Source organism: Stenotrophomonas sp. Br8 (assembly GCF_014763005.1).
GTDB lineage: Bacteria > Pseudomonadota > Gammaproteobacteria > Xanthomonadales > Xanthomonadaceae > Stenotrophomonas > Stenotrophomonas lactitubi.
Genome location: NZ_JACGTN010000002.1, coordinates 1 through 17152, shown reverse-complemented (window position 1 = coordinate 17152; position 17152 = coordinate 1). Strand labels below are relative to the sequence as shown.

The 17152-nt window shown below is 66.0% G+C and carries 23 protein-coding genes; all 23 read right to left on the bottom strand.

The window, feature by feature from the left end:
* Nucleotides 1-4: 4 nt before the first annotated feature.
* Entirely contained in the window at nucleotides 5-2875 is a 2871-nt protein-coding gene (locus tag H3005_RS01205; RefSeq protein ID WP_191077450.1) for a phage tail tape measure protein, read from the bottom strand.
* 70 nt (nucleotides 2876-2945) lie between these two features.
* Complete coding sequence (locus tag H3005_RS01200; protein ID WP_081794530.1) at nucleotides 2946-3062, bottom strand: GpE family phage tail protein; 117 nt, start codon at nucleotides 3060-3062, stop codon at nucleotides 2946-2948.
* Between the two features lie 8 nt (nucleotides 3063-3070).
* On the bottom strand, nucleotides 3071-3418 hold the full coding sequence (locus tag H3005_RS01195) for a phage tail assembly protein (protein ID WP_191077434.1): 348 nt from the start codon (nucleotides 3416-3418) through the stop codon (nucleotides 3071-3073).
* Between the two features lie 52 nt (nucleotides 3419-3470).
* Nucleotides 3471-3980, bottom strand: a complete 510-nt coding sequence (locus H3005_RS01190; RefSeq protein ID WP_032975109.1) for a phage major tail tube protein — start codon at nucleotides 3978-3980, stop codon at nucleotides 3471-3473.
* 26 nt (nucleotides 3981-4006) lie between these two features.
* Nucleotides 4007-5173 (bottom strand): phage tail sheath protein, encoded by a 1167-nt coding sequence (locus H3005_RS01185; RefSeq protein ID WP_191077433.1) that lies wholly within the window; start codon nucleotides 5171-5173, stop codon nucleotides 4007-4009.
* A 15-nt stretch (nucleotides 5174-5188) separates the two neighbouring features.
* Nucleotides 5189-5548, bottom strand: coding sequence for a GPW/gp25 family protein (locus H3005_RS01180; protein ID WP_032975107.1), 360 nt, complete (start codon nucleotides 5546-5548; stop codon nucleotides 5189-5191).
* A 138-nt stretch (nucleotides 5549-5686) separates the two neighbouring features.
* Nucleotides 5687-6151 carry a hypothetical protein gene (locus H3005_RS01175; protein WP_191077432.1) on the bottom strand — a complete coding sequence of 155 codons (465 nt, stop codon included), beginning with the start codon at nucleotides 6149-6151 and terminating at the stop codon, nucleotides 5687-5689.
* A gap of 7 nt (nucleotides 6152-6158) precedes the next feature.
* Nucleotides 6159-6728, bottom strand: coding sequence for a phage baseplate assembly protein V (locus H3005_RS01170; RefSeq protein ID WP_119006672.1), 570 nt, complete (start codon nucleotides 6726-6728; stop codon nucleotides 6159-6161).
* Nucleotides 6729-6733: 5 nt separating this feature from the next.
* On the bottom strand, nucleotides 6734-7348 hold the full coding sequence (locus H3005_RS01165) for a hypothetical protein (RefSeq protein WP_191077431.1): 615 nt from the start codon (nucleotides 7346-7348) through the stop codon (nucleotides 6734-6736).
* 9 nt (nucleotides 7349-7357) lie between these two features.
* Nucleotides 7358-8734, bottom strand: a complete 1377-nt coding sequence (locus H3005_RS01160) for a phage tail protein (protein ID WP_331273724.1) — start codon at nucleotides 8732-8734, stop codon at nucleotides 7358-7360.
* Between the two features lie 74 nt (nucleotides 8735-8808).
* Entirely contained in the window at nucleotides 8809-9363 is a 555-nt protein-coding gene (locus H3005_RS01155; protein ID WP_032975207.1) for a phage tail protein I, read from the bottom strand.
* Nucleotides 9364-10216: 853 nt separating this feature from the next.
* Nucleotides 10217-11107 carry a baseplate J/gp47 family protein gene (locus tag H3005_RS01150; protein WP_191077429.1) on the bottom strand — a complete coding sequence of 297 codons (891 nt, stop codon included), beginning with the start codon at nucleotides 11105-11107 and terminating at the stop codon, nucleotides 10217-10219.
* Between the two features lie 81 nt (nucleotides 11108-11188).
* Nucleotides 11189-11656, bottom strand: a complete 468-nt coding sequence (locus H3005_RS01145) for a phage virion morphogenesis protein (RefSeq protein WP_191077428.1) — start codon at nucleotides 11654-11656, stop codon at nucleotides 11189-11191.
* Nucleotides 11649-12140: a phage tail protein gene (locus H3005_RS01140; protein WP_119006666.1), complete on the bottom strand. Its 492-nt coding sequence runs from the start codon at nucleotides 12138-12140 to the stop codon at nucleotides 11649-11651. The genes H3005_RS01145 and H3005_RS01140 overlap by 8 nt, the downstream gene beginning before the upstream one ends.
* Nucleotides 12133-12615, bottom strand: a complete 483-nt coding sequence (locus H3005_RS01135; protein WP_191077448.1) for a hypothetical protein — start codon at nucleotides 12613-12615, stop codon at nucleotides 12133-12135. Before H3005_RS01135 ends, H3005_RS01140 begins: the two co-directional genes overlap by 8 nt.
* A gap of 20 nt (nucleotides 12616-12635) precedes the next feature.
* Nucleotides 12636-13271 carry a glycoside hydrolase family 19 protein gene (locus H3005_RS01130; RefSeq protein WP_180882465.1) on the bottom strand — a complete coding sequence of 212 codons (636 nt, stop codon included), beginning with the start codon at nucleotides 13269-13271 and terminating at the stop codon, nucleotides 12636-12638.
* Nucleotides 13271-13546 (bottom strand): phage holin family protein, encoded by a 276-nt coding sequence (locus tag H3005_RS01125; RefSeq protein WP_032975099.1) that lies wholly within the window; start codon nucleotides 13544-13546, stop codon nucleotides 13271-13273. The genes H3005_RS01130 and H3005_RS01125 overlap by 1 nt, the downstream gene beginning before the upstream one ends.
* Nucleotides 13539-13895 (bottom strand): putative holin, encoded by a 357-nt coding sequence (locus H3005_RS01120; RefSeq protein WP_032975098.1) that lies wholly within the window; start codon nucleotides 13893-13895, stop codon nucleotides 13539-13541. The genes H3005_RS01125 and H3005_RS01120 overlap by 8 nt, the downstream gene beginning before the upstream one ends.
* 1 nt (nucleotide 13896) lies before the next feature.
* Nucleotides 13897-14112 carry a tail protein X gene (locus tag H3005_RS01115; protein WP_032975097.1) on the bottom strand — a complete coding sequence of 72 codons (216 nt, stop codon included), beginning with the start codon at nucleotides 14110-14112 and terminating at the stop codon, nucleotides 13897-13899.
* Nucleotides 14112-14579, bottom strand: a complete 468-nt coding sequence (locus H3005_RS01110; protein WP_032975096.1) for a head completion/stabilization protein — start codon at nucleotides 14577-14579, stop codon at nucleotides 14112-14114. Before H3005_RS01110 ends, H3005_RS01115 begins: the two co-directional genes overlap by 1 nt.
* A 103-nt stretch (nucleotides 14580-14682) precedes the next feature.
* Nucleotides 14683-15390: a phage terminase small subunit gene (gene gpM / locus H3005_RS01105; protein WP_191077427.1), complete on the bottom strand. Its 708-nt coding sequence runs from the start codon at nucleotides 15388-15390 to the stop codon at nucleotides 14683-14685.
* Between the two features lie 4 nt (nucleotides 15391-15394).
* Nucleotides 15395-16417, bottom strand: coding sequence for a phage major capsid protein, P2 family (locus H3005_RS01100; RefSeq protein ID WP_191077426.1), 1023 nt, complete (start codon nucleotides 16415-16417; stop codon nucleotides 15395-15397).
* A gap of 33 nt (nucleotides 16418-16450) precedes the next feature.
* A partial coding sequence (locus H3005_RS01095; protein WP_191077425.1) for a GPO family capsid scaffolding protein occupies nucleotides 16451-17152 on the bottom strand: 702 nt, incomplete at its 5' end.

Genomic DNA, 17152 nt, shown 5'->3' with positions numbered 1-17152 from the left:
GTGCTCAGTCAGTAAGGCGGGCGTTGCGCCGTGAACCCGCTTCGCGGTCGCGGCGATCCAGTTCGGCGCGGACGGCCTGCGCAATGGCCTGCGCATCGGCGCCGGCACCGGCTTGGATGGTGATGTGATAGGTGTTGCCACTGGCCTGCGTCATGCCCGCGCCGCCGGCAGACGGCGCCATGACCGGCGCGCTGCTGACAGGCACCACGGGCGTCACAGCGGCCGCCATCGCCATCCCAGCGCCGGCACGCTTCATACGGTCGCCGAGCCCCACCACGGACTGCACAGCGCGATCTTGGCCGCCGTCGAGACCGCCGGCCAAGCCCTGCATGGTGTAGTCGCCCAGCTGTTTGAACACGCGCGAGGGGCTGTGGATGCCCAGCACGCTCTTGAACGCGGAGACGGCGCCGCTGCCGATGTTGCTGACGATATCGCCCACGGAACCGGCCATCGAGCGGATGCCGTCGATCAGGCCAGAGATCATGTCCTTGCCGGACTGCAGCATCTTGGCGGGCCAGCCCACCAGGATCTGATTGATGCCGTCCCACATGGACGACAAGCCGTTGCGGATCAGATCGCCGTCAAGGGTGAACAGGCCCACGATCAGATCCCATGCGCCCTGCAGATACTTCCACGCGCCCCCGATGGCGTTCTTGATGACGGGCAGGATGGTGGTGAACGCGTCGACCAGCCAGCCGATGGCCTTCACAGCCAGCCGCAGGTTCACAGTCAGCACGTTGCCCAGGATCTGGCCGAAGCCTCGGCCGGCGTCAGTGGCGCCCTGCAGCTGCTCGCTGGTGGCCTCAAAGGGTTCGAACAGCTTTTTGACCCAATCCCAAGCCTGGCTCATGGCATTGGAGATCATGTCCCACACCGGGCCCAGTGGCTCCAGCGCGGTCATCAGTTCGTCCATGATCGGATTGACCACGTCGAGGATGCCTTCCCATACGCCGATCATGAACGCCTTGATCGGTTCCCAATACTTCCACACCAGGGCAGCGACCACGGCCACGGCGGCGCCGATGGCCAGCACCGGCAGGCTGATGCCGCCGAGCAGCGGCAGCAGCATGCGTCCCACGTTGAGTAGCATCGGGAACGCGCGGCCGGCCAGCGACGTTACGCGCGTAACCAAGCCGCCCATGCCGCCGCCAGAGGACAGCAGCGCCATGGCAGCACTGATCTGTGAGAACGACATCGCCACCACGCCAGCGGTAACCATCAACGCACCGAAGACGGTGACCAGGGCGGCGCCGACGATGGCCGCCTTGGCGAGCATCTTCACCAGCTCGGGGTTCTCCCGAATCCAGTCGATCACGGTCTTCACCACTTCGGCGGTTTGTTCGGCCAGCGCCTTGAAGTCGCTCAGCAGCGTCTCGCCGATGGCCTGGCCGGTTACGTTCACGGCGTTTTTCAGCAGCTGCAGCGCATTCTCAGACGTCGCCACGCGTGAGGCGTATTCGGCCGACATCGAGCCACTGTATTGGGTGGCATCGGTGACCTTGTCAAAGTTGGTTTTCAGCAGGTCGAGGTTCGTCAGCAGCGGAGCGATCGCGCCGATGGATTCGCGCCCGAACAGCGTCGTCATCGTCGCCGCCTGCTCATGCTTGGGCAGCAGTTTCAGCTTGTCGAGCACGCTCAGGATGGCGCCGCCGGCATCCTTCTGCATGGCCTGCGCCATATCGGTGGCTTTGATGCCCAACTTGCTGAACGCAGCGACCTGCCGCGAGGTGGCGGCCTCGCCCGACGACAGCGTGAGCAGCATGTTCTTGATGCCGGTGGCCGACACCTCGGACTCGATGCCCATACCGGCAACCGTCGCGCCCAGCGCGGCCAGCGGCCCGCTGCCGAGGCCGGCGACCTCGCCGAGCGCGCCGATTCGGTTCACCACTTCGCTGATCTTCTGGACGCTGGCGGGGCCGGTGTTGCCCAGGTAGTTGATCTTGTCGGCCAGCACGACGACATCGTCCTGCCCCATGCGGAACGCAGTGCGCCAGGTCGCCATGGTTTGGCCGGCGTCCTCGGCGGTGGTGTCGAAGGCAACGCCCATCTTGGCCGCGTCCTCGGCGAACCTGACCAGCTCGGCCTTGGCGATGCCGGCCTGACCGGCAGCGGCAACGATCTTGGCAATGTCGGTCGACACCATCGGCAGCTTGGTCGAGAGGTTCTGCACCTCCCGACCCATTTCCTTGAACTGCTCGGGCGTGTCGAAGTCCACCACCTTGCGGACATCGGCCATGGCCGATTCAAAGCTCATGGCCTCAGACAGCGGCAGCGCCCCGGCCATCAGGGCACGTTGGCCGCCGAATGCCAATCCGGCACCGGTGCCGACCATGCCGATGCCGGCGCTCTGCAGCTGGGCTGCGCGCTCCTTCAGCCGATTGGCGGCGGCGAGGCGTGTCTCCTGCCGCTTGATGCTCTCGTTGGTACGGGCAATGTCCGCACGCAGGCGACGCTCATCGTTGCCAAGGTTGCGCGTGCTGATACCGGCGCGGTCCAGACCGCTGCGCAGGCGCTGCAACTCTGCCGCCTGCTGTTGCTGCTTGTCCTTCATCAGTCCGGCGACGCGGGTGGCGTCCTTGAACTGCTTGGTCAGTGCGCGGGAGGGCTGCGTGGCAGCGGCGACGGCGGCAGCCAGTCCGCGCACCTTGGCCTGCTGTGCGGCGTAGGCAGTAGCCGATTCACGCGATGCAGCTACCTGCTGGCGGAAGGCGCCCAGATCGCGTTGGGTTGCATTGAGTTTGCGCAGCGCATCGCGTGACTGCAGCAGCTGGTCGGCAAGCCCCTTGCCGCCGCGCTGGATCTTGCGGAACGGCGCGGTCGCCTTATCCATTGCGGACAGGATGACCTGCATGCGCAGGTTGTCAGCGGCCATCAGCGCAGCCCCTCGGTGCGGGCCGCCGAACGATCACGGCGGGTGGACGGGGAGAGGGCTGCGCTGGTGGGGATCATGTGTTGTTTCCACTACGTTCGACGGCTCGCTCCCGCCATTCCATCAACTCGGTCACGGTCCAGCGGTCCATCTCGCTGGGCTGGAAGTGGAAGATGACGGCCACATCGGCCATCGCATCCTCTACGCGTTCAGGGATTCCCGGTCCGCCTTCTTCATGAAAAAACTGGCGATCTCGGTACCGAGCGTGACCAGGTCGGCGGGGTCCAGCTTGTCGACGTCCGCGGTGGTCAGGCTGGGGGTGGTGATGCGTGGTGCGAGCATGCGGATGGCGGTGGTATCCAGCTGCAGCAGGTCGACCAGCTTCACGCCGCGCAGGGTGCCGGCATCGGGCTTGCGCAGCTGCAGCTTCTCGATGACCTGATCGCCGCGATGGATGGGCGCATCCAGTTCGAACGTGACGTAGTCGGGGGCGTTGACCTTGCCGGTGGTGGTGTCCAGCAGGGCGTTGTCGGGGGTCTTGCGGCTCATAGTCTCTCCAGTGGGAAGCAAGGCCCGGCAGTGCCGGGCCGTGGTGGGCGGATCAGATGCCGATGGCGCGGCGCTGTTCCTGCAGCAGATCGTTGCCGTCGACGATGAAAATCATGGCGACCATGTCGATCTCGATTTCCGTGCGGCCGTTGATCGACAGCTTGTAGTAGCTGGCGGAGGTTTTCACGCTGAACTCCGTGTCGTCGCCGGCCTTACCGGTGCCGGCGTCGATCTCGCTGTGGCGACCGCGCAGCACGATCTCCACCGCATCCACCTCGCCGGTATCGTCGCGCTGGTAGGCGCCGGCAAAGCGAAGCTGCACGCCGTTGTGCGTGGTCTTGCCGTACTGGCGCAACACCTCTCGGGAGAGGCCACCGCACTTCCACTCGGCCTCGATCTTTTCCTGGCCCATGTCGATGTCGATGGGACCAGCCATGCCACCAGCACGGTATTCCTCCATCTTGCGGGTCAGCGTGGGCAGCTTGAACTCGGTCACCAGACCCCGGTAGCTCTCGCCATCGTTGAACAGGTTGAGGTTTTTCAGCTTGCTGGGCATTGCCATGTTCGTGGATTCCTATGTCGTGCCGATCAGCCGTTGATGCGGCTCGGGAAGTCGGCGAAGTAGCGGTCGGTGATGCGCTGGTTCAGCTGCAGGTTTTCCAGCGGGGGCACCGGGGTGAAGTCGTAATCGATGACCAGCTTTCCGCCCGACAGGGACGTGGGCAGGTTGGCGGCTTCGTCGTACCAGGCGTTGGCGTCGATGATGTAGCCGCCGTTCTTCAGCTCGCGGAACTTGGCGTTGATGCTCTCCAAGATGTCCTTGACCTGGCTGGGGTGCAGCGGCTTGTCCATGTAGACCAGCATCGCCTCCGCGATGGTGTCGGCCAGGATGTGCGCGGTGCGCGTGGCCGTTTCGAAGGCGAACAGCGGATCGCTGCTCAGGGTGCGGTTGCCCCAGAAGCGGTAGCCGTTGACGTTGACCAGAGTGGTCACGTCCTTGGAGTTGAGCAGGCCGGCGTCAGTGTTGGGGTCTTGCAGATCCCAATGCACGTCGCGGCTGATGCCGGTAACGCCCGAAACGGGAACGTTGGAGATCGACTTGTGCCAGCCCTGTTCCTGATCGATGCGTGCGCGCAGGCCAGCGGCGCGGGCGGTCGCGTAGGCCATCGCCGGGGTGCTGGTGATGGTGTCCCAGGCGAGGAAGTCTGGCCAGATCATCATCAGTTCGCGCTCGCTGAACTGATCGCGGTAGACGATGACATCGGACACCTTGCCGGCGGCCGACGCGCTGACGTAGGCCATGGCGCGCAGCGTCTTGGCGATGGGGGCCAGCGCAGCGACTACTTCCTGCGTATCCAGCCCCGGCACGGCCAGGATGCGCGGTTTGACGCCCAGCTGCGCCTCGGCCACCAGCAGCGCCTGCAGGCCGGTGTAGGTGCCGGTGTCCTTGCTGCCGATGACGTTCGTGGTCGTCTCCGGATCTGCCGCACCCTCAGCGACACGCACGACCACGGCAACGGGATTGGACTGGTCAGCGATGCCGCGCAGGCTGGCAGCCAGCGTGCCCTTGGTGCCGGCCTTGGCGACGGCGCCGCGTACGTCGGTCAGCAGCACGGCCTTGTTGAGCGGGAATACGGATGCGTCGGCGTCCTCGGCCGTGCAGACGATGCCCAGGATGGCGGTGGCCACCGTGCGGATCGGGCGGGTGCCGCCGTTTACTTCGACGACGCGTACGCCGTGGTGGTACTGGTCCATTGCTGGCTCCTTGGGTCAGGTTTCGCGGTAGCGGAGGGGGACAGTCAGCCGGGTGAACTCGTTGGACTGCTGGCTGCGCACGCGACGGCAGGTGACATCGAGCACGAACGCGCCCGGCCGTTCGCCGCGTGACAGCGACAGCTGCTTGATCTGCAGGCGAGGTTCCCAGCGCATGAGCGCCGTGGCAGCGGCGCCATACAGGCGCAGCTGTGTGGTGCTGTTGAATGGCTGGTCGACCAGCTCGGGCAGGAGCGATCCGAAGTCGCGGCGCTGCACCCGTGTGCCAATGGGCGTGGTCAGGATGCGAGCGATGGACTGCACCAGGTGCGCGTCATCGTCCAGCCAGCGGCCAGTGGATGCATCCATGCCCCTCATTGCACCGCGCTCCACAAGGGAGCGCGACGGCGCAGGCGGGGCAGATGGGGCGAGGTCGAAGCCATGACCTCATTCTGTGGACGGCCTTCGCCGAAGGCGCTCCCGTTGGCGTGTATCAGCTACGCAAACACCTGCGGGCTACGAGCCGGAAAGATTCGGCGGTTCTACGGACGGCAGCTCAGGAACCTCTGGCAGCTTGGGTAGATCGGGGACGGTGACGGACGGCATCTCGATGCTGCAGGAGCCGATGCGCGAAGCGGCCGCATCAATCGCAGCCTGCAGTTTGGCGATAGCCGCGGTTATCTGGGCGATCTGCAGCGGAAGCACCAGCATAGGCTTCACGTACGGCTGCAGGAAGGTCGAGATGAAGCTGGTGATCCACGTAACGATCTGCGCAGGGTTGACGCTCGGCGGGCTGAGCAGCGCCATCATCGGCTGTAGCGCCGCCATCTGCGCGCCGATGCCGGCGAGCAGCGCGTTGGCCGACTGCATGGCTTCGTCGGTGAGGCCCTGCAGTTCGGCGCAGGACTGCACCGCGTTGATCTGGTCCGCCAGGCGGTCGAATGTCTCGGCGTTGAAGGGGAGGGAGCCTTGTGGGTTCATGGGTGCCTCAGTAGATGTTGGTGACGCTGCCGCGTTCCACGCTCACGACCTGGCCCGTGCCGGTAGTGAAGGTGCCCGTAGCGCCGGTGCCGGCGGACACGTTGCCATCCGCCATGACGCTGCCGGTGGCGTGCACCGTGGGCGAATCCAGCACCACCGCCGCGCTCGCATGCACCTCGGCCTGCTGGCAGTTCACGATGACCTGGCCCTTGCCGGCATGGACCGACAGGGTCGAGGTTGCGTGGTTGAACTCGACAACGCTCCCGTCGGGATAGGTTGTGCGGTCGACGTCCTCGCTGCTGGCCGGCTGCGGGTACGCGTCCTGTGACGTGCTGCCGATGATGACCGCCTGTGAGATGTCCCCATCGGGGCAAGCCAGCAGCACCTGCTCGCCTTTGCCTGGCGCGTGCCAGGTGCGGCCGTTCGGCCCGGCCCTGCGTTCCAGCCAGGCGATCCAGTCGGTTTGGATCTCGCCCGTCTGGACGCGGACGCGTGCTGGCGCTGTGGTGCGCACGGCAATCACCGTGCCCCAGCGGAGCATGTTGCTGACCTCGGCTGGAATGTCGCCGCGCGCCATGGCGGTCAGCCCGCCGCAGGATCGGTGGCGGACTCCGGCGGTACCGGGGCGGGTTCAATCGGCTCTGGCGTCGGCACGCTCTCCCAACCGCCCTGAGTCTCGCTGTAGCGCCACGGCCCGGTGTGGTCGCGCGGTGGTGCCAGCGCAGTCGCCGTGGCCGGCAGCGGCTCGCCCACGGCCAACTGCGGCAGGTAGAAGCCGGTTGCCTTGTCCCAGATCGGGGTCTGGGTGTAGTCGGGCACCAGCTCCCACGCATCGAGCGCATCGTTCCAGCGGTTCGCCAGCGGCTCGCCCGGCTCGATAGGCTGCGGTCGCTGGATGGTCACGCTTGGCGGGGGCAGTTCCCCCAAGGCGAGTTGGTTGGGCGCGGGTACGCCCGTGTTCTTGTCCCACAGCATCACGCCCCGGAAGTCGGCGACCGTCTCCCATGCCGTGCGCTCAGCATTGATCCGCCACGCCTGATGGGCGCCGGCCTGCTCCACTGGCGGAAAATCAACCGTGTTGTTGGGAAGCGGGCAACTGCCGTCCGCTTCCGGGTAGATCCGAATTGGCAGTACGTACAGACCGGTCAACGCATCGAACGAGTGGCCATAGATTTCGTGGTCGGTTTTCAGTTGCATGGTTCTCTCTCAGAAGGCGATGCAGAACAGCATCCGGATGCCGGCGGGCAGGTTGCGGGCCGAGCCGGTGCTACCCACGGTGATGGCGTGTGAGTGATCGCCAACGCCTGCAACGTTGATGGTGTGGCTGTGGCTACCGGCACCATTCATGCCGATGTTGTGGGCGTGCGTGCCGTTGCCATCGGTTGAATAGGCATGAGAGTGGCCGCCGGCAGGGCTGGTGTTCGGCCAAGGGTTGTCGTAGTCGACATTGCCGCGTGAACCAGCATGGTTGTTGTAGTCGCCGCCCCACGGATAGGCGATGCCGGCGTCTGCGAACGGGACCAGATGCTGATGGTCACCGACCCAGTTGGTGCCGCCCGTATGGCCGTGGTGGCCCTGACCATCCGTCCAGGCGCCGTGAGCGTGATCGCCCACCGCATCGGCACCGGCAGAGTGAGCATGAGCGCCGGCTGCGCTCGCGCTCGCGCTGTGTGTGTGCGCAATCACTGAGCCGGCGCTGCTCTGGCCGACCTTGGCAGGATCGCCGGTATGGATGACGCCGCTGTCCTCATCGACCTTGGGCAGCTTGAACGTGGTTCCCTCGGCATTGCCGCCGTAGGTGGTGCCGATGGCCGCGAAGAGGCGTGGGTAGTCCGTGCGTAGCAGTTCACGACCGTCACACACCAGCGTGCCCGAGGGCGCGGTCTTGCCGGCGAAGGTAATCACCTGGCCGGGCATGTAGGCGCTGGCAGGCACGCCGGTGAGGTTCTCCCAAGCGAGGTAGTGTGCACCGTGCTTGCCGTCCAGCAGGTCAGCATCCAAGCCGTTGCCCTCGCCATCGTCTTTGAGCGACGCTCCTTTCAGGCCCAACAGCTGGCGTACAGCGCTTTCCGTTGCGGTAGCGATCAGCTTCTTGGCGAGCGCGGTGGGCGCGCCAGGGCCGAACCGCGCGTCGAGCAGTTCGCGCAGGCCTTTCGAATGGACGGCGCGCGTCGCGTCGGTGCCGGTAGCTGTTTCAGTCGGGGTGGCCAACTCCAGCACACCGGCCTTTTCCTCGGTGCCCACGTTGAGGTCGAAGTTGGTGTCGCCGAAGGTGATATCGGTGGCTGCGATGTCGGCGAACTGGATATCGGCGGCGAGCAGCAGAACCGCCTGCGTCGACTTCTCCGCCAGCACGGCCGGCTGGCCGTAGACCGCCAACAGCGTCCCATCGGCCAGGTACAGACCGATGCCGCGTACCGAGTACGTGGCATCGGTGGCATCGCGGGCCGTGACGTGGATCGTGTCCCGCGCCGTGGCCCCTCCCCTGATCGACTGCAGCCGGGTGTGTTCACCGGGCAGTGATTGCATTTCGCGGTGCGCCTCGACCACTTCGGCGGTGAGGCCCAGAGAGTGGGCCAGCACCGGGGCGGTGCCGTTCTGCTCGGCGTTGACGATGGCCTCGCGGCCACGGCGGGTAACGATGAATCTGAGGCCGGTCATGGAGTGGTGGCTTCCGTAGCTTGAAGGCGGACAAACACAGCGGCTCGGGTGGCCGCGATGACGCCCACGCGACCGGCCAGGTTGATGCCTTGGGTGAAGGTGAAGTGGCTGCGTACCGGCTTGGTGAAGTTCACCTCGGCAATGACGTCATCGACGTACTGCGCGGTGGTGGTTTCGCCGTCCTGGCCGCCAAGGGTCAGCGTCAGCGCGAATGTGTGTGGGGTGCCGCGTGGCGTTGTCTGCCACCACTCGGTGATGTCGACCACGCCACCGAAGCTGTCCACCACGTCCGCGATGCTGCGCGCAGTGCCCTTACGGCGCTGCACGATCAGCGAGTTGGCGACGCGGGCGCGCTTCACCGCCAGCGGCCAGCTGTTGCGCCATGTGTCCACGGACATCGTCCATGCCAACCATGGCAGCAGGTTCTCGGGGCAGGTTGCGGGGTTCCAGAGCAGCCCGACGACTGTGCCGATGTCGAAGCTGCGCGCGGTGACCGCCTCGGCGGTTCGTTCCAACGCGGTGGCGTTTGGCGGCAGCAGGCTGGTGCCCACGTCAACACCGACGCTGCCGTCCCACGCCAGTGTCGCCCCAATTGGCGGCGCCTCGCCCAGGTGGATCTGCTTGCGCTCGTCCAGCACATAGTCGGTGACGGTACGCGCGCCGCCGCGCGTGGGAATGTACGGCGTTGGGCCGCTGGTGGGTTCCAGTTGCGGCTGGGATATGCGCAACGTCACGTCAACGCTGCTATCCGGGTCGACTGCCATTCCGATGTAGCACTTGATGCCGGCCACGTCCTCGTGGCTCAGCTTTCGGGTGACGGAAAGGCGCTGCAGCGTGGCCGGATTGGGCTTGGTGCTGGTGCTGCTGACCAGGTACTGACCGTTCCGATCGCACTCAGCCAATACCAGTTGGCGCAGCGGCTCACGGAAGCCTGCCTCCGGGTCACCGGCGACGATCTGCAGACCAACGCTTACCGTCCAGATGCTGCCCCGTGCAGCCGGAAGTGGTGTGGTCTGGAAGATCACATCAAAGAATCGAACGTAGGATGCGACGCTCTTGCCTGCCAGGCGCAGATCGAAGTAGGGGGTGCCGTCCTCCAGCGTTCCGACAGCAACAATTTCGCGGGTCCAGCCGCCGAACGGGCCGGGTGGGAAGGACCAGCCAGGTGGGAAGGCGCCGGTGGTGCCAATTCTGCCGACCTTGGCCGCCAGAACGTCGGAGTCGGCCAGCAGGTTGTGGCGGGGCTCGCGCGACAGCCGCTGCCGGCCACGCCAGTCGCGGCGATAGATCGACGTTACCTCTGTGGCAAGGCGTGTGGGTTTGCCCAGGAACGTCGGTGCGAACACAGTGCGCGCGCCATCGCCGATCCCGACTGGCTCATCGGTCAGCCGCTTGGTGATGCGCTTATTCATGGTCACCCACGTGCACGATGTCGAAGGCGGTGCAGTGCGCGGCTTGGTGATTGGCGATGAACAGGTCATCCACCGGTTCGATCAGGTTCACCCGCTGAACGCCCTCAACATGCAGCGAGGCATAGAGGCCCGAGCGCGGTACGTCACGGCCCAGCCGGTGCGACTCATCCACGTAGGCGCGCAGCCGGCGGTTCGCCTCTTCCAGCACAACGGCGGCATCCGGGCCGGCGTAGGTGACGATCTCCGCCTTCACGGTGTAGCGCATGATCTCGGCGGCCCGGACAGTGACGAGGTCAGTCAGCGGGCGCACGTTGCCATCCATCAGGGCAGCGGCTACGCGCTCGACCAGGCCGGACGGGGGAACGCCATCACCACTGCGCGAGAGCAGCGTCACCAGCACCTCGCCGGGGGTGGGACTCATTGCGCTCACATCAAGCACGTCTGGATCTGCCGACAACGCATGGAAGAGGTAGGCGCCCTCCGGGCCAGCGACGCTGTAGCCCTCCGGGGCGAGCTGGATGCGGCGCCGCAGTTCGACGTCGCTCTCCATCACAGCCGGGGTATTGGTCTTGGGATCGGCAGGCGTGATCTGTTGGCGCACCACGCCGAAGAAGGCGCCGAGGTTGTCCAGATCAGCGCCGCCGGCATAGGCCAACATGTTGCCTTTGCCGCGCACGTTGAACGATTCCCGCAGGTGGACTTCGCGGTACGCGCAGACCTGCAGCAGCACGCTCATCGGGTCCGATTCCAGCAGCGTGGCGTACTCAGGCGCCAGCAGGTACAGGGTGGCTTTCAGATCGGCGTAGGACTGCTCAAAGCTGACCTGTTCGGTCAGGTCCGGGACGGGCAGCTTGGACAATTCGACAGCGGTAAAGGTGGACATGGCGACACCAGGCGCAGGGGCGTATCAAGGGTGTCATCGCCCCATGCCCGTAACCATTCCCGGCGTGTGTAACCGCTACGCCTACGCCATTCCGGCGGTGAGGTGGTCCATGATCGCGTCGCGTACCAGGGCGAGGCTGCTGTCGGAGAAGCCCAGCAGGCGGCGCTGCTCGTAGCGCACGCGCGGGCCGCCGCGGATGACGCTATCTGTTCGGCCTTCCTGATGAACGGTTGCGATGCGGGAGACGCGGCCGACGAAGCCCACCGATACCTGCTGCGCATCAGCGCGCACGCGCAGATGCTTGGCCTGGCGCAGCTTGGCGAACATGGCCGCGCGTTTGATGCGACCCGCCTTCTGCCGGGCCGGAGAGGGCTTGCGACGGGGTGCGTAGGCACTGCCGTCAGGATTGCGCTGTGCAGCGATACGGCGCTGCTCGGCGCGTCGCAGCTGCGTACCTACGCGGCGGGCAAGGCGGACGCGCTCAGCGGGCTGCAGGCGCGCCAGCAGGGGTTCTACCCACTGCTCCAAGGCGCGCAGATCCTCAGACAAGGGGAATGCCAGGCAGGCAGGCGACCAGCGCGCCCTCAGCGTCGACCACCTGGCCGCCGGCCAGCGACGCGGCGTGATAGTCCTCGGTGGCGGGTTCGCCCACGTGGGTGAGCAGGAACGAGCCATCGGGCTGCGGCGTCACCACAACGCGCTCGGTCAGCGGCAGCTTGAGCGCGACGTCGACCAGGTTGTCGGCGAGTACGTCGACATCGAAACCTATATCGTCGCGCCGGGCCGGATTGGCCAGCAGTTCCGGCTGGTGCCGGGTTAGCCACTGCAGCACCGGCAGCATCAGCGAATCGGGGCTGCCGGCGTAGTCGGTGAGGATCAGGGCCAGCGTGTATTGGTACTGGAACGACAGGCCGGGCTGGTAGCTGCTTTGCAGCTTTCCATCCTCCACGAACACCAGCAGGCGCTCGGCGCTTTCCTGCAGACCGGGGACGGCCGCCAGCAGGTGCGTGCGCAGCGAGTCCGGCTTAATCACGGCCGGACGCCTGCCGCTGGCGCACCGCGTCCTGCAGGCCGATCAACTGCTCGCGGATGGCGTGGCAGGTGGTGTAGTTGTCGGTGACGGTGCTGGCGACGGTAGAGAGCGCAGTGCCGGCGGCGGGCGCATCAGGATCTCCGGCAGGTCCGGCCAAGGGGCGGTTTTCGGCGGCTGCGTCGTGCACGCGGACAAAGCCAGCAGGCACAAGGCAAGCGCGATCAGCTTCGGGCGTGACATAGACGGGAACCTCTTTGACGATGGTGGCGCCGGCTTCGCGCACGTACTGCACGCGGTCGACGTAGCGCGTGACGACTTTGGCGTCGCCGCTGAGCGCATCGCGCTCCTGTTTTGCCGCATCACGCTCGGCCTCGGCGTTGTCGCGCTGACGGCCGATGCCATCAATGCGTCGCTGCTGCACCAGCGCGACCGCAACGCCCAGCAGCAGCACGATCACCAGCAACGCGGCCAGGATCGCCGCTAGGCGTCGGGAGATCACGCAGCCCCCAGGACTTGCAAGGCGCGATTGGTGCGGCTGATCCGGTCGGCCATGCCTTCGGGCGTGGCCTTGGACGTGACCGAGCCGAGGTTGACGCGGCGGCTGACCGCCAGCACGTCGCCGCCATCGGCGGTAGTGTTCAGGCCGGCGTCCTTCCAGTACGCGGCAGCGGCTGCGGCGCCCACTTCCACATCCAGCAGCAGCTGCGGCTGCTGTTCCAGCGGCTGGCCGATCAGCTGGCCGATGTGCCGGTAGTTGCCGCGTCCGGTGATCTGCACGGGGCAGCGGCCACGATAGAGGTAGCCATCGCCGCTGGCCTCGTTGCCGTTGCCGTTGCGGCCGGCATACACGCGGTTGCCAAGCTTCTCCGGCTGGTGGACGAATGCGTCGAGCTCGGTGGCGGCGATGCGCTTGCCGAATACTTCCGGCAGGCGCTTGCGGCTGTAGCTGAGGTTCTCTTCGACCCGCGACAGGCTCAGGCTTTCGTGGCCGATCTGCGCGAGGAAGTGCGCGGCACGGCGCTTGGTGGTGATGCTGAAACGCACCATGGCCGCGTTCAGCGCGGGCGCCCAGCGCTGCGCACGCGGCAGCGGGCATTGCATGATCTGACTCAGTTGCTCGGCGGTGACCACTACTCGACCCTCAGAATGCGCGCCACGTTGCCTCGGGCGCGGTAGGTCACCAACAGTAGGACAAGCAACAGGCCCAGCTGCCACACGCTGACGTGTGCGGCTGCGCCAAACAATGCGACGTTGATGGCAAGGCCACCGGTACAGGCGATCAGCAGCCACGCACAGCACGACACGCCTATGCGGTGCCGGGCATCCGGTCCCGGTCGGTAGGTAATCAGCAGTACGCAGATGGCGAGACTGCTGACCAGGGTGGCGACGACAAGCAGGTTATGCACTGGGTGGCCCTCCGCGACGGATACGGGACAGGTCGAAGGTTCGGCCGCGCTCAATCAGGCCGAGCGTGACGGTGATGCCGCAGGCTGCGGCGGCGAAGGCGGCCATGCCGGTGGACTGCAGCGGCACCCAGCGCAGTACCTCGCCGGCGCCGTAGTATCCGGCGATCACGCTGACGATCAGGTACACAAGGCGCTTCCAGATGGGCAGATCCTTGGCCGAGACGACGAACAACGTGCCCCCGGCAAAGGCGCCAATCAGGGCGTCGCCGTCGATGCCGGGCACCAGGGAGGCCAGGCCGAGGCCGGTGGCGACCATTACGGTGCCGGTGAGGGAGGTTGGTTCGGTCATTTCAGTCCCAGAGCTGGATCAGCGGTCGCTCGGTGGCGATCAAATGGGATGGGGGGAGGGCCGGCAGCGTTACCGGCGTCCCCATCGGAAGGATTGGCCCGTGCAAGGACAGGCCGGGATTGAGCGCGAACACCTGTTCGGTCATGCCCGCCGTGGCGCCCAGGTGACGCCAGCACAGCTGGTCGATGGTGTCGCCTTGCTGGGCATGAACGCGCATCAGATCAACTCGACTGTGACGCGCCGGGTGCCCAGCAGGTCGCTGATCGCGTTGCGTAGGTCGCGGCGGATCTCATCGATCGTGGGCGCCAGATCGTCTGCACGCTGGTTACCTTGGCCCGTAGCGTCATAGGAGCGGTAGCGTTCGTGCAGTTCCACTGCCGTGGCGCAGTACACGGCGCGCAGATACAGCTGGACCAGGCGTGATGTGCCGTCGACCTCCTGTGCCGGCACATCGCCCAGGGTGGCGTAACCGGCGGCCACCTTGGCCGCCTGCCACTGTTCCAGTTCCCGCGTGACGGACATAACCGCCATGACCACCGTGGCCCGCATACGCGGCGCAGGGACATCGCCTGCGACGCGCACCGACTCTCGCAGCACGCCGACGTCGATCTCCGGCCAGAACGGCCCGGCAGTGACAGGCTGCTGTTTGGCGACAGGTGACGTGTTGGCGGTGAAGCTGCTCATGGTTGCCTCGATAGGTCGCCGGTGGTCGGGGCGTCACACCAGGGAGAGATGCTGGTGATCGGCCCCGAGCCGGCGGGGTCGCGGGGTACGCTCGGTGTGAGGGTCAGTCGTCGGACTGATTACCCTCGATCTTCCTCAGCAGGCGCTCGGCGCGCTTGAGGTCTTCCTTGCCGCCGCAGCTGTCGTGCAACTGGATGGCCCGGCGCAGATCATCAATCGCCGTGGACATAGCCTCAGCATCCAACGGCGCCGCCTCGGTGCCGGTTGCAAGCAGGCCGCGTGCGCGAGCCAGCAGCAGCCGGGCTCGGACCTGATCGGGCATATCCTGGCCCTCGGTCAGTTCCATCGCACGGGTCAGCACCGCCGGATCGAACTCAGCGCCGGTCTTCTGGGCATTGAGCGCGGCCACGCCGATTTCTTCGGCAACCACGCACCCAGCCGTGCGGCTGAACTCATCCGGCATCGGCAGGCCATGGGCCAGGACGTACTCGGCCAGATCCAGCCCTTGGGAATACTCGCCCGCGTCCAGACACCACAGCATGATGGTGGACACCACCAGGTCAGCACCGCCCTGATTGGCGGCCACTACGCCTTCGACGTACGGCGCGTAGGTCGGGAGCAAGGCCACCTTGAGCGCCGCCTTGGATTGGGTGGACTGGATCTGTTTCAGGCGGGCGCGGTCGTGGGAGAGCTGCAGCAGCATCTGCTGGTATTCGGTGGTTCCTTCCATCAGGGCGCTGCCGGCCGAGCGCGCCGCCGCTTCCTCGGCGGCGACGCGCTGCAGGTGGCGCTTGGCGGGGCTATCGGCCATTGGCTCAGTCCCCGACCTTGATGTTCTCGACCACCGCGCCACGGCCGTAGTCCTCGACCACGTAGTCGTCGTTGGACGATTCGAAGTTGGCGATGCGGTTCTTCTGCGGCTGTTCCTGAATGTAGCGGCGGCGACCGCCGATCTGCCAGTACAGCGACAGGTTGTCCAGGGAGGTGACCATCAGCGCGTTGGCTGGCATGAAGGGCACGATGACCGGCTGCAGGCCGCCGATGCGCTTGGTGCCCAGCACCAGGTCAGCGGCCAGCTGTTCGGTGGGCGCGTTGTCCTTGTCGATGATGGGGAAATACTTGTCGAACACCAGGTCGCGGCCCAGCACTACGACAAGGCCCGGATCCTGTTGGTGCCACGGCTCGATCAGCGAGGACACCACGTCCATCACCAGCGAATCGAGGTTCGCATAGTCCCGCTTCGCGTTGTCGGTACCGCCGATCTGCACGACGCCATCGGTCTTGCCCTTCGCCATGACGCGCTTGGCGGCATGCTCGCGGTACTTCTGCAGCCAGCCCTTGTTGACGTCCTGCAGCAGCGGATTGGTGGCCCGGTTGGTGGTCTTGGCGACGCTGGTGCCGTTGAAGCCGATCATGATGCGATCCAGTGCCTGACGCTGGATGATCGAATCGCGCACGAAGGTCTGGAAGTTCGGCTGACGCGCCCAGGCGTCAAGGCGTGCGTAGGGGATTGCAGTGTCGTAGTCGGTCTGCACGCACTCGTAGCCGAAGCTGTCCAGTGCGGTGACATCGGCCGGGGTGCGCTCGGCGTCGCCGCTGGTGTCGGTGCGGCCGGCGATGGTGCCGTTGACGCCGACGCCGATCTTCTCGCCCTTGAGGTCGATCACACCGGGCATGTTGATCGCAGAGAGGAACGCGCTGCTCTGCTGGATGCGCTGTTCCATGGTCTGCTGCACGGACGGTTCAACCGAGAACGCCAGGCTGGCGGTCTCGACGTTGTTCAGTTCGGCAACTCGCCGGGTGAACTGGCTGAATTGGGTGCGGGTTTCGGTACGCATAGGGGTGCTCCGTTAGGTGGGGGCAGAAGGGGATCAGCAGTCGGTGGCGTCGCCGGCCTTGCTGCCGCCGGGGCCAGCGACCGGTGGGCGCTGCGCGAAGGTCTGGGGCGTGCTGTCGAGCGTCTCGCGGACGGATGCAACCTGCGCGGAGAGTGCCTGCACCTTCGCGGTCAGGCCTTGGTTCTCTGCGGCGAGCTTCTCGATGCGGTCGTCCTGGGCGGCGAAAACGTCAAGCAACTGCTGGCCGAACTTGGCGGTATCGGTGTCGTCGTCCTTCGGCTCGGGCGCGGCGGCTGGCTTTCCGAGCAGCCCAAAGCCCGAAAGCAGCACGGCCAGAGTGTTCTTGCGCGGTGCCGGCTGCTCGATTTCATCGAAGGTGATCTGCGCCTCTTCGGCGGCAGTGAACAGGTTGTCGGCATCGATCTTGCGACCGGCCAGCGGGTTTGCATCCGGATGCTGTGCCGCGAAGGCGAGCATTTCGGTGCCCAGGCTTGCCGGGGTGTCGGTAACCGCCAGGCCCTGCAGGTATGCCTTGCCGGTGTCGGCGAACTTCGGGGCAATCTCGATGCTGGTGTAGAGCTTCTGCTTGTCGTTGTTGACCATCGCCACCAGCGCGGGGGTCGGCTCGATCTGCGCGAACAGGGCCAGCTTCTTGACGCCGCCCACATCGACTTCCTCGGCCTTCACGGCCAGGACGTCACCGTATGCCTTGAACGGGCCATCGGGCATCAGGCT

Coding starts and splice junctions, on each gene's coding strand:
- H3005_RS01200 (WP_081794530.1), bottom strand. CDS start 3,062: ATGGCCGATGTGGCCGTCATCTTCCACTTCCAGCCCAGCGAGATGGAC.
- H3005_RS01195 (WP_191077434.1), bottom strand. CDS start 3,418: ATGAGCCGCAAGACCCCCGACAACGCCCTGCTGGACACCACCACCGGC.
- H3005_RS01190 (WP_032975109.1), bottom strand. CDS start 3,980: ATGGCAATGCCCAGCAAGCTGAAAAACCTCAACCTGTTCAACGATGGC.
- H3005_RS01185 (WP_191077433.1), bottom strand. CDS start 5,173: ATGGACCAGTACCACCACGGCGTACGCGTCGTCGAAGTAAACGGCGGC.
- H3005_RS01180 (WP_032975107.1), bottom strand. CDS start 5,548: ATGAGGGGCATGGATGCATCCACTGGCCGCTGGCTGGACGATGACGCG.
- H3005_RS01175 (WP_191077432.1), bottom strand. CDS start 6,151: ATGAACCCACAAGGCTCCCTCCCCTTCAACGCCGAGACATTCGACCGC.
- H3005_RS01170 (WP_119006672.1), bottom strand. CDS start 6,728: ATGGCGCGCGGCGACATTCCAGCCGAGGTCAGCAACATGCTCCGCTGG.
- H3005_RS01165 (WP_191077431.1), bottom strand. CDS start 7,348: ATGCAACTGAAAACCGACCACGAAATCTATGGCCACTCGTTCGATGCG.
- H3005_RS01150 (WP_191077429.1), bottom strand. CDS start 11,107: ATGTCCACCTTTACCGCTGTCGAATTGTCCAAGCTGCCCGTCCCGGAC.
- H3005_RS01120 (WP_032975098.1), bottom strand. CDS start 13,895: ATGACCGAACCAACCTCCCTCACCGGCACCGTAATGGTCGCCACCGGC.
- H3005_RS01115 (WP_032975097.1), bottom strand. CDS start 14,112: ATGCGCGTTCATGCCCAGCAAGGCGACACCATCGACCAGCTGTGCTGG.
- H3005_RS01110 (WP_032975096.1), bottom strand. CDS start 14,579: ATGAGCAGCTTCACCGCCAACACGTCACCTGTCGCCAAACAGCAGCCT.
- gpM (WP_191077427.1), bottom strand. CDS start 15,390: ATGGCCGATAGCCCCGCCAAGCGCCACCTGCAGCGCGTCGCCGCCGAG.
- H3005_RS01100 (WP_191077426.1), bottom strand. CDS start 16,417: ATGCGTACCGAAACCCGCACCCAATTCAGCCAGTTCACCCGGCGAGTT.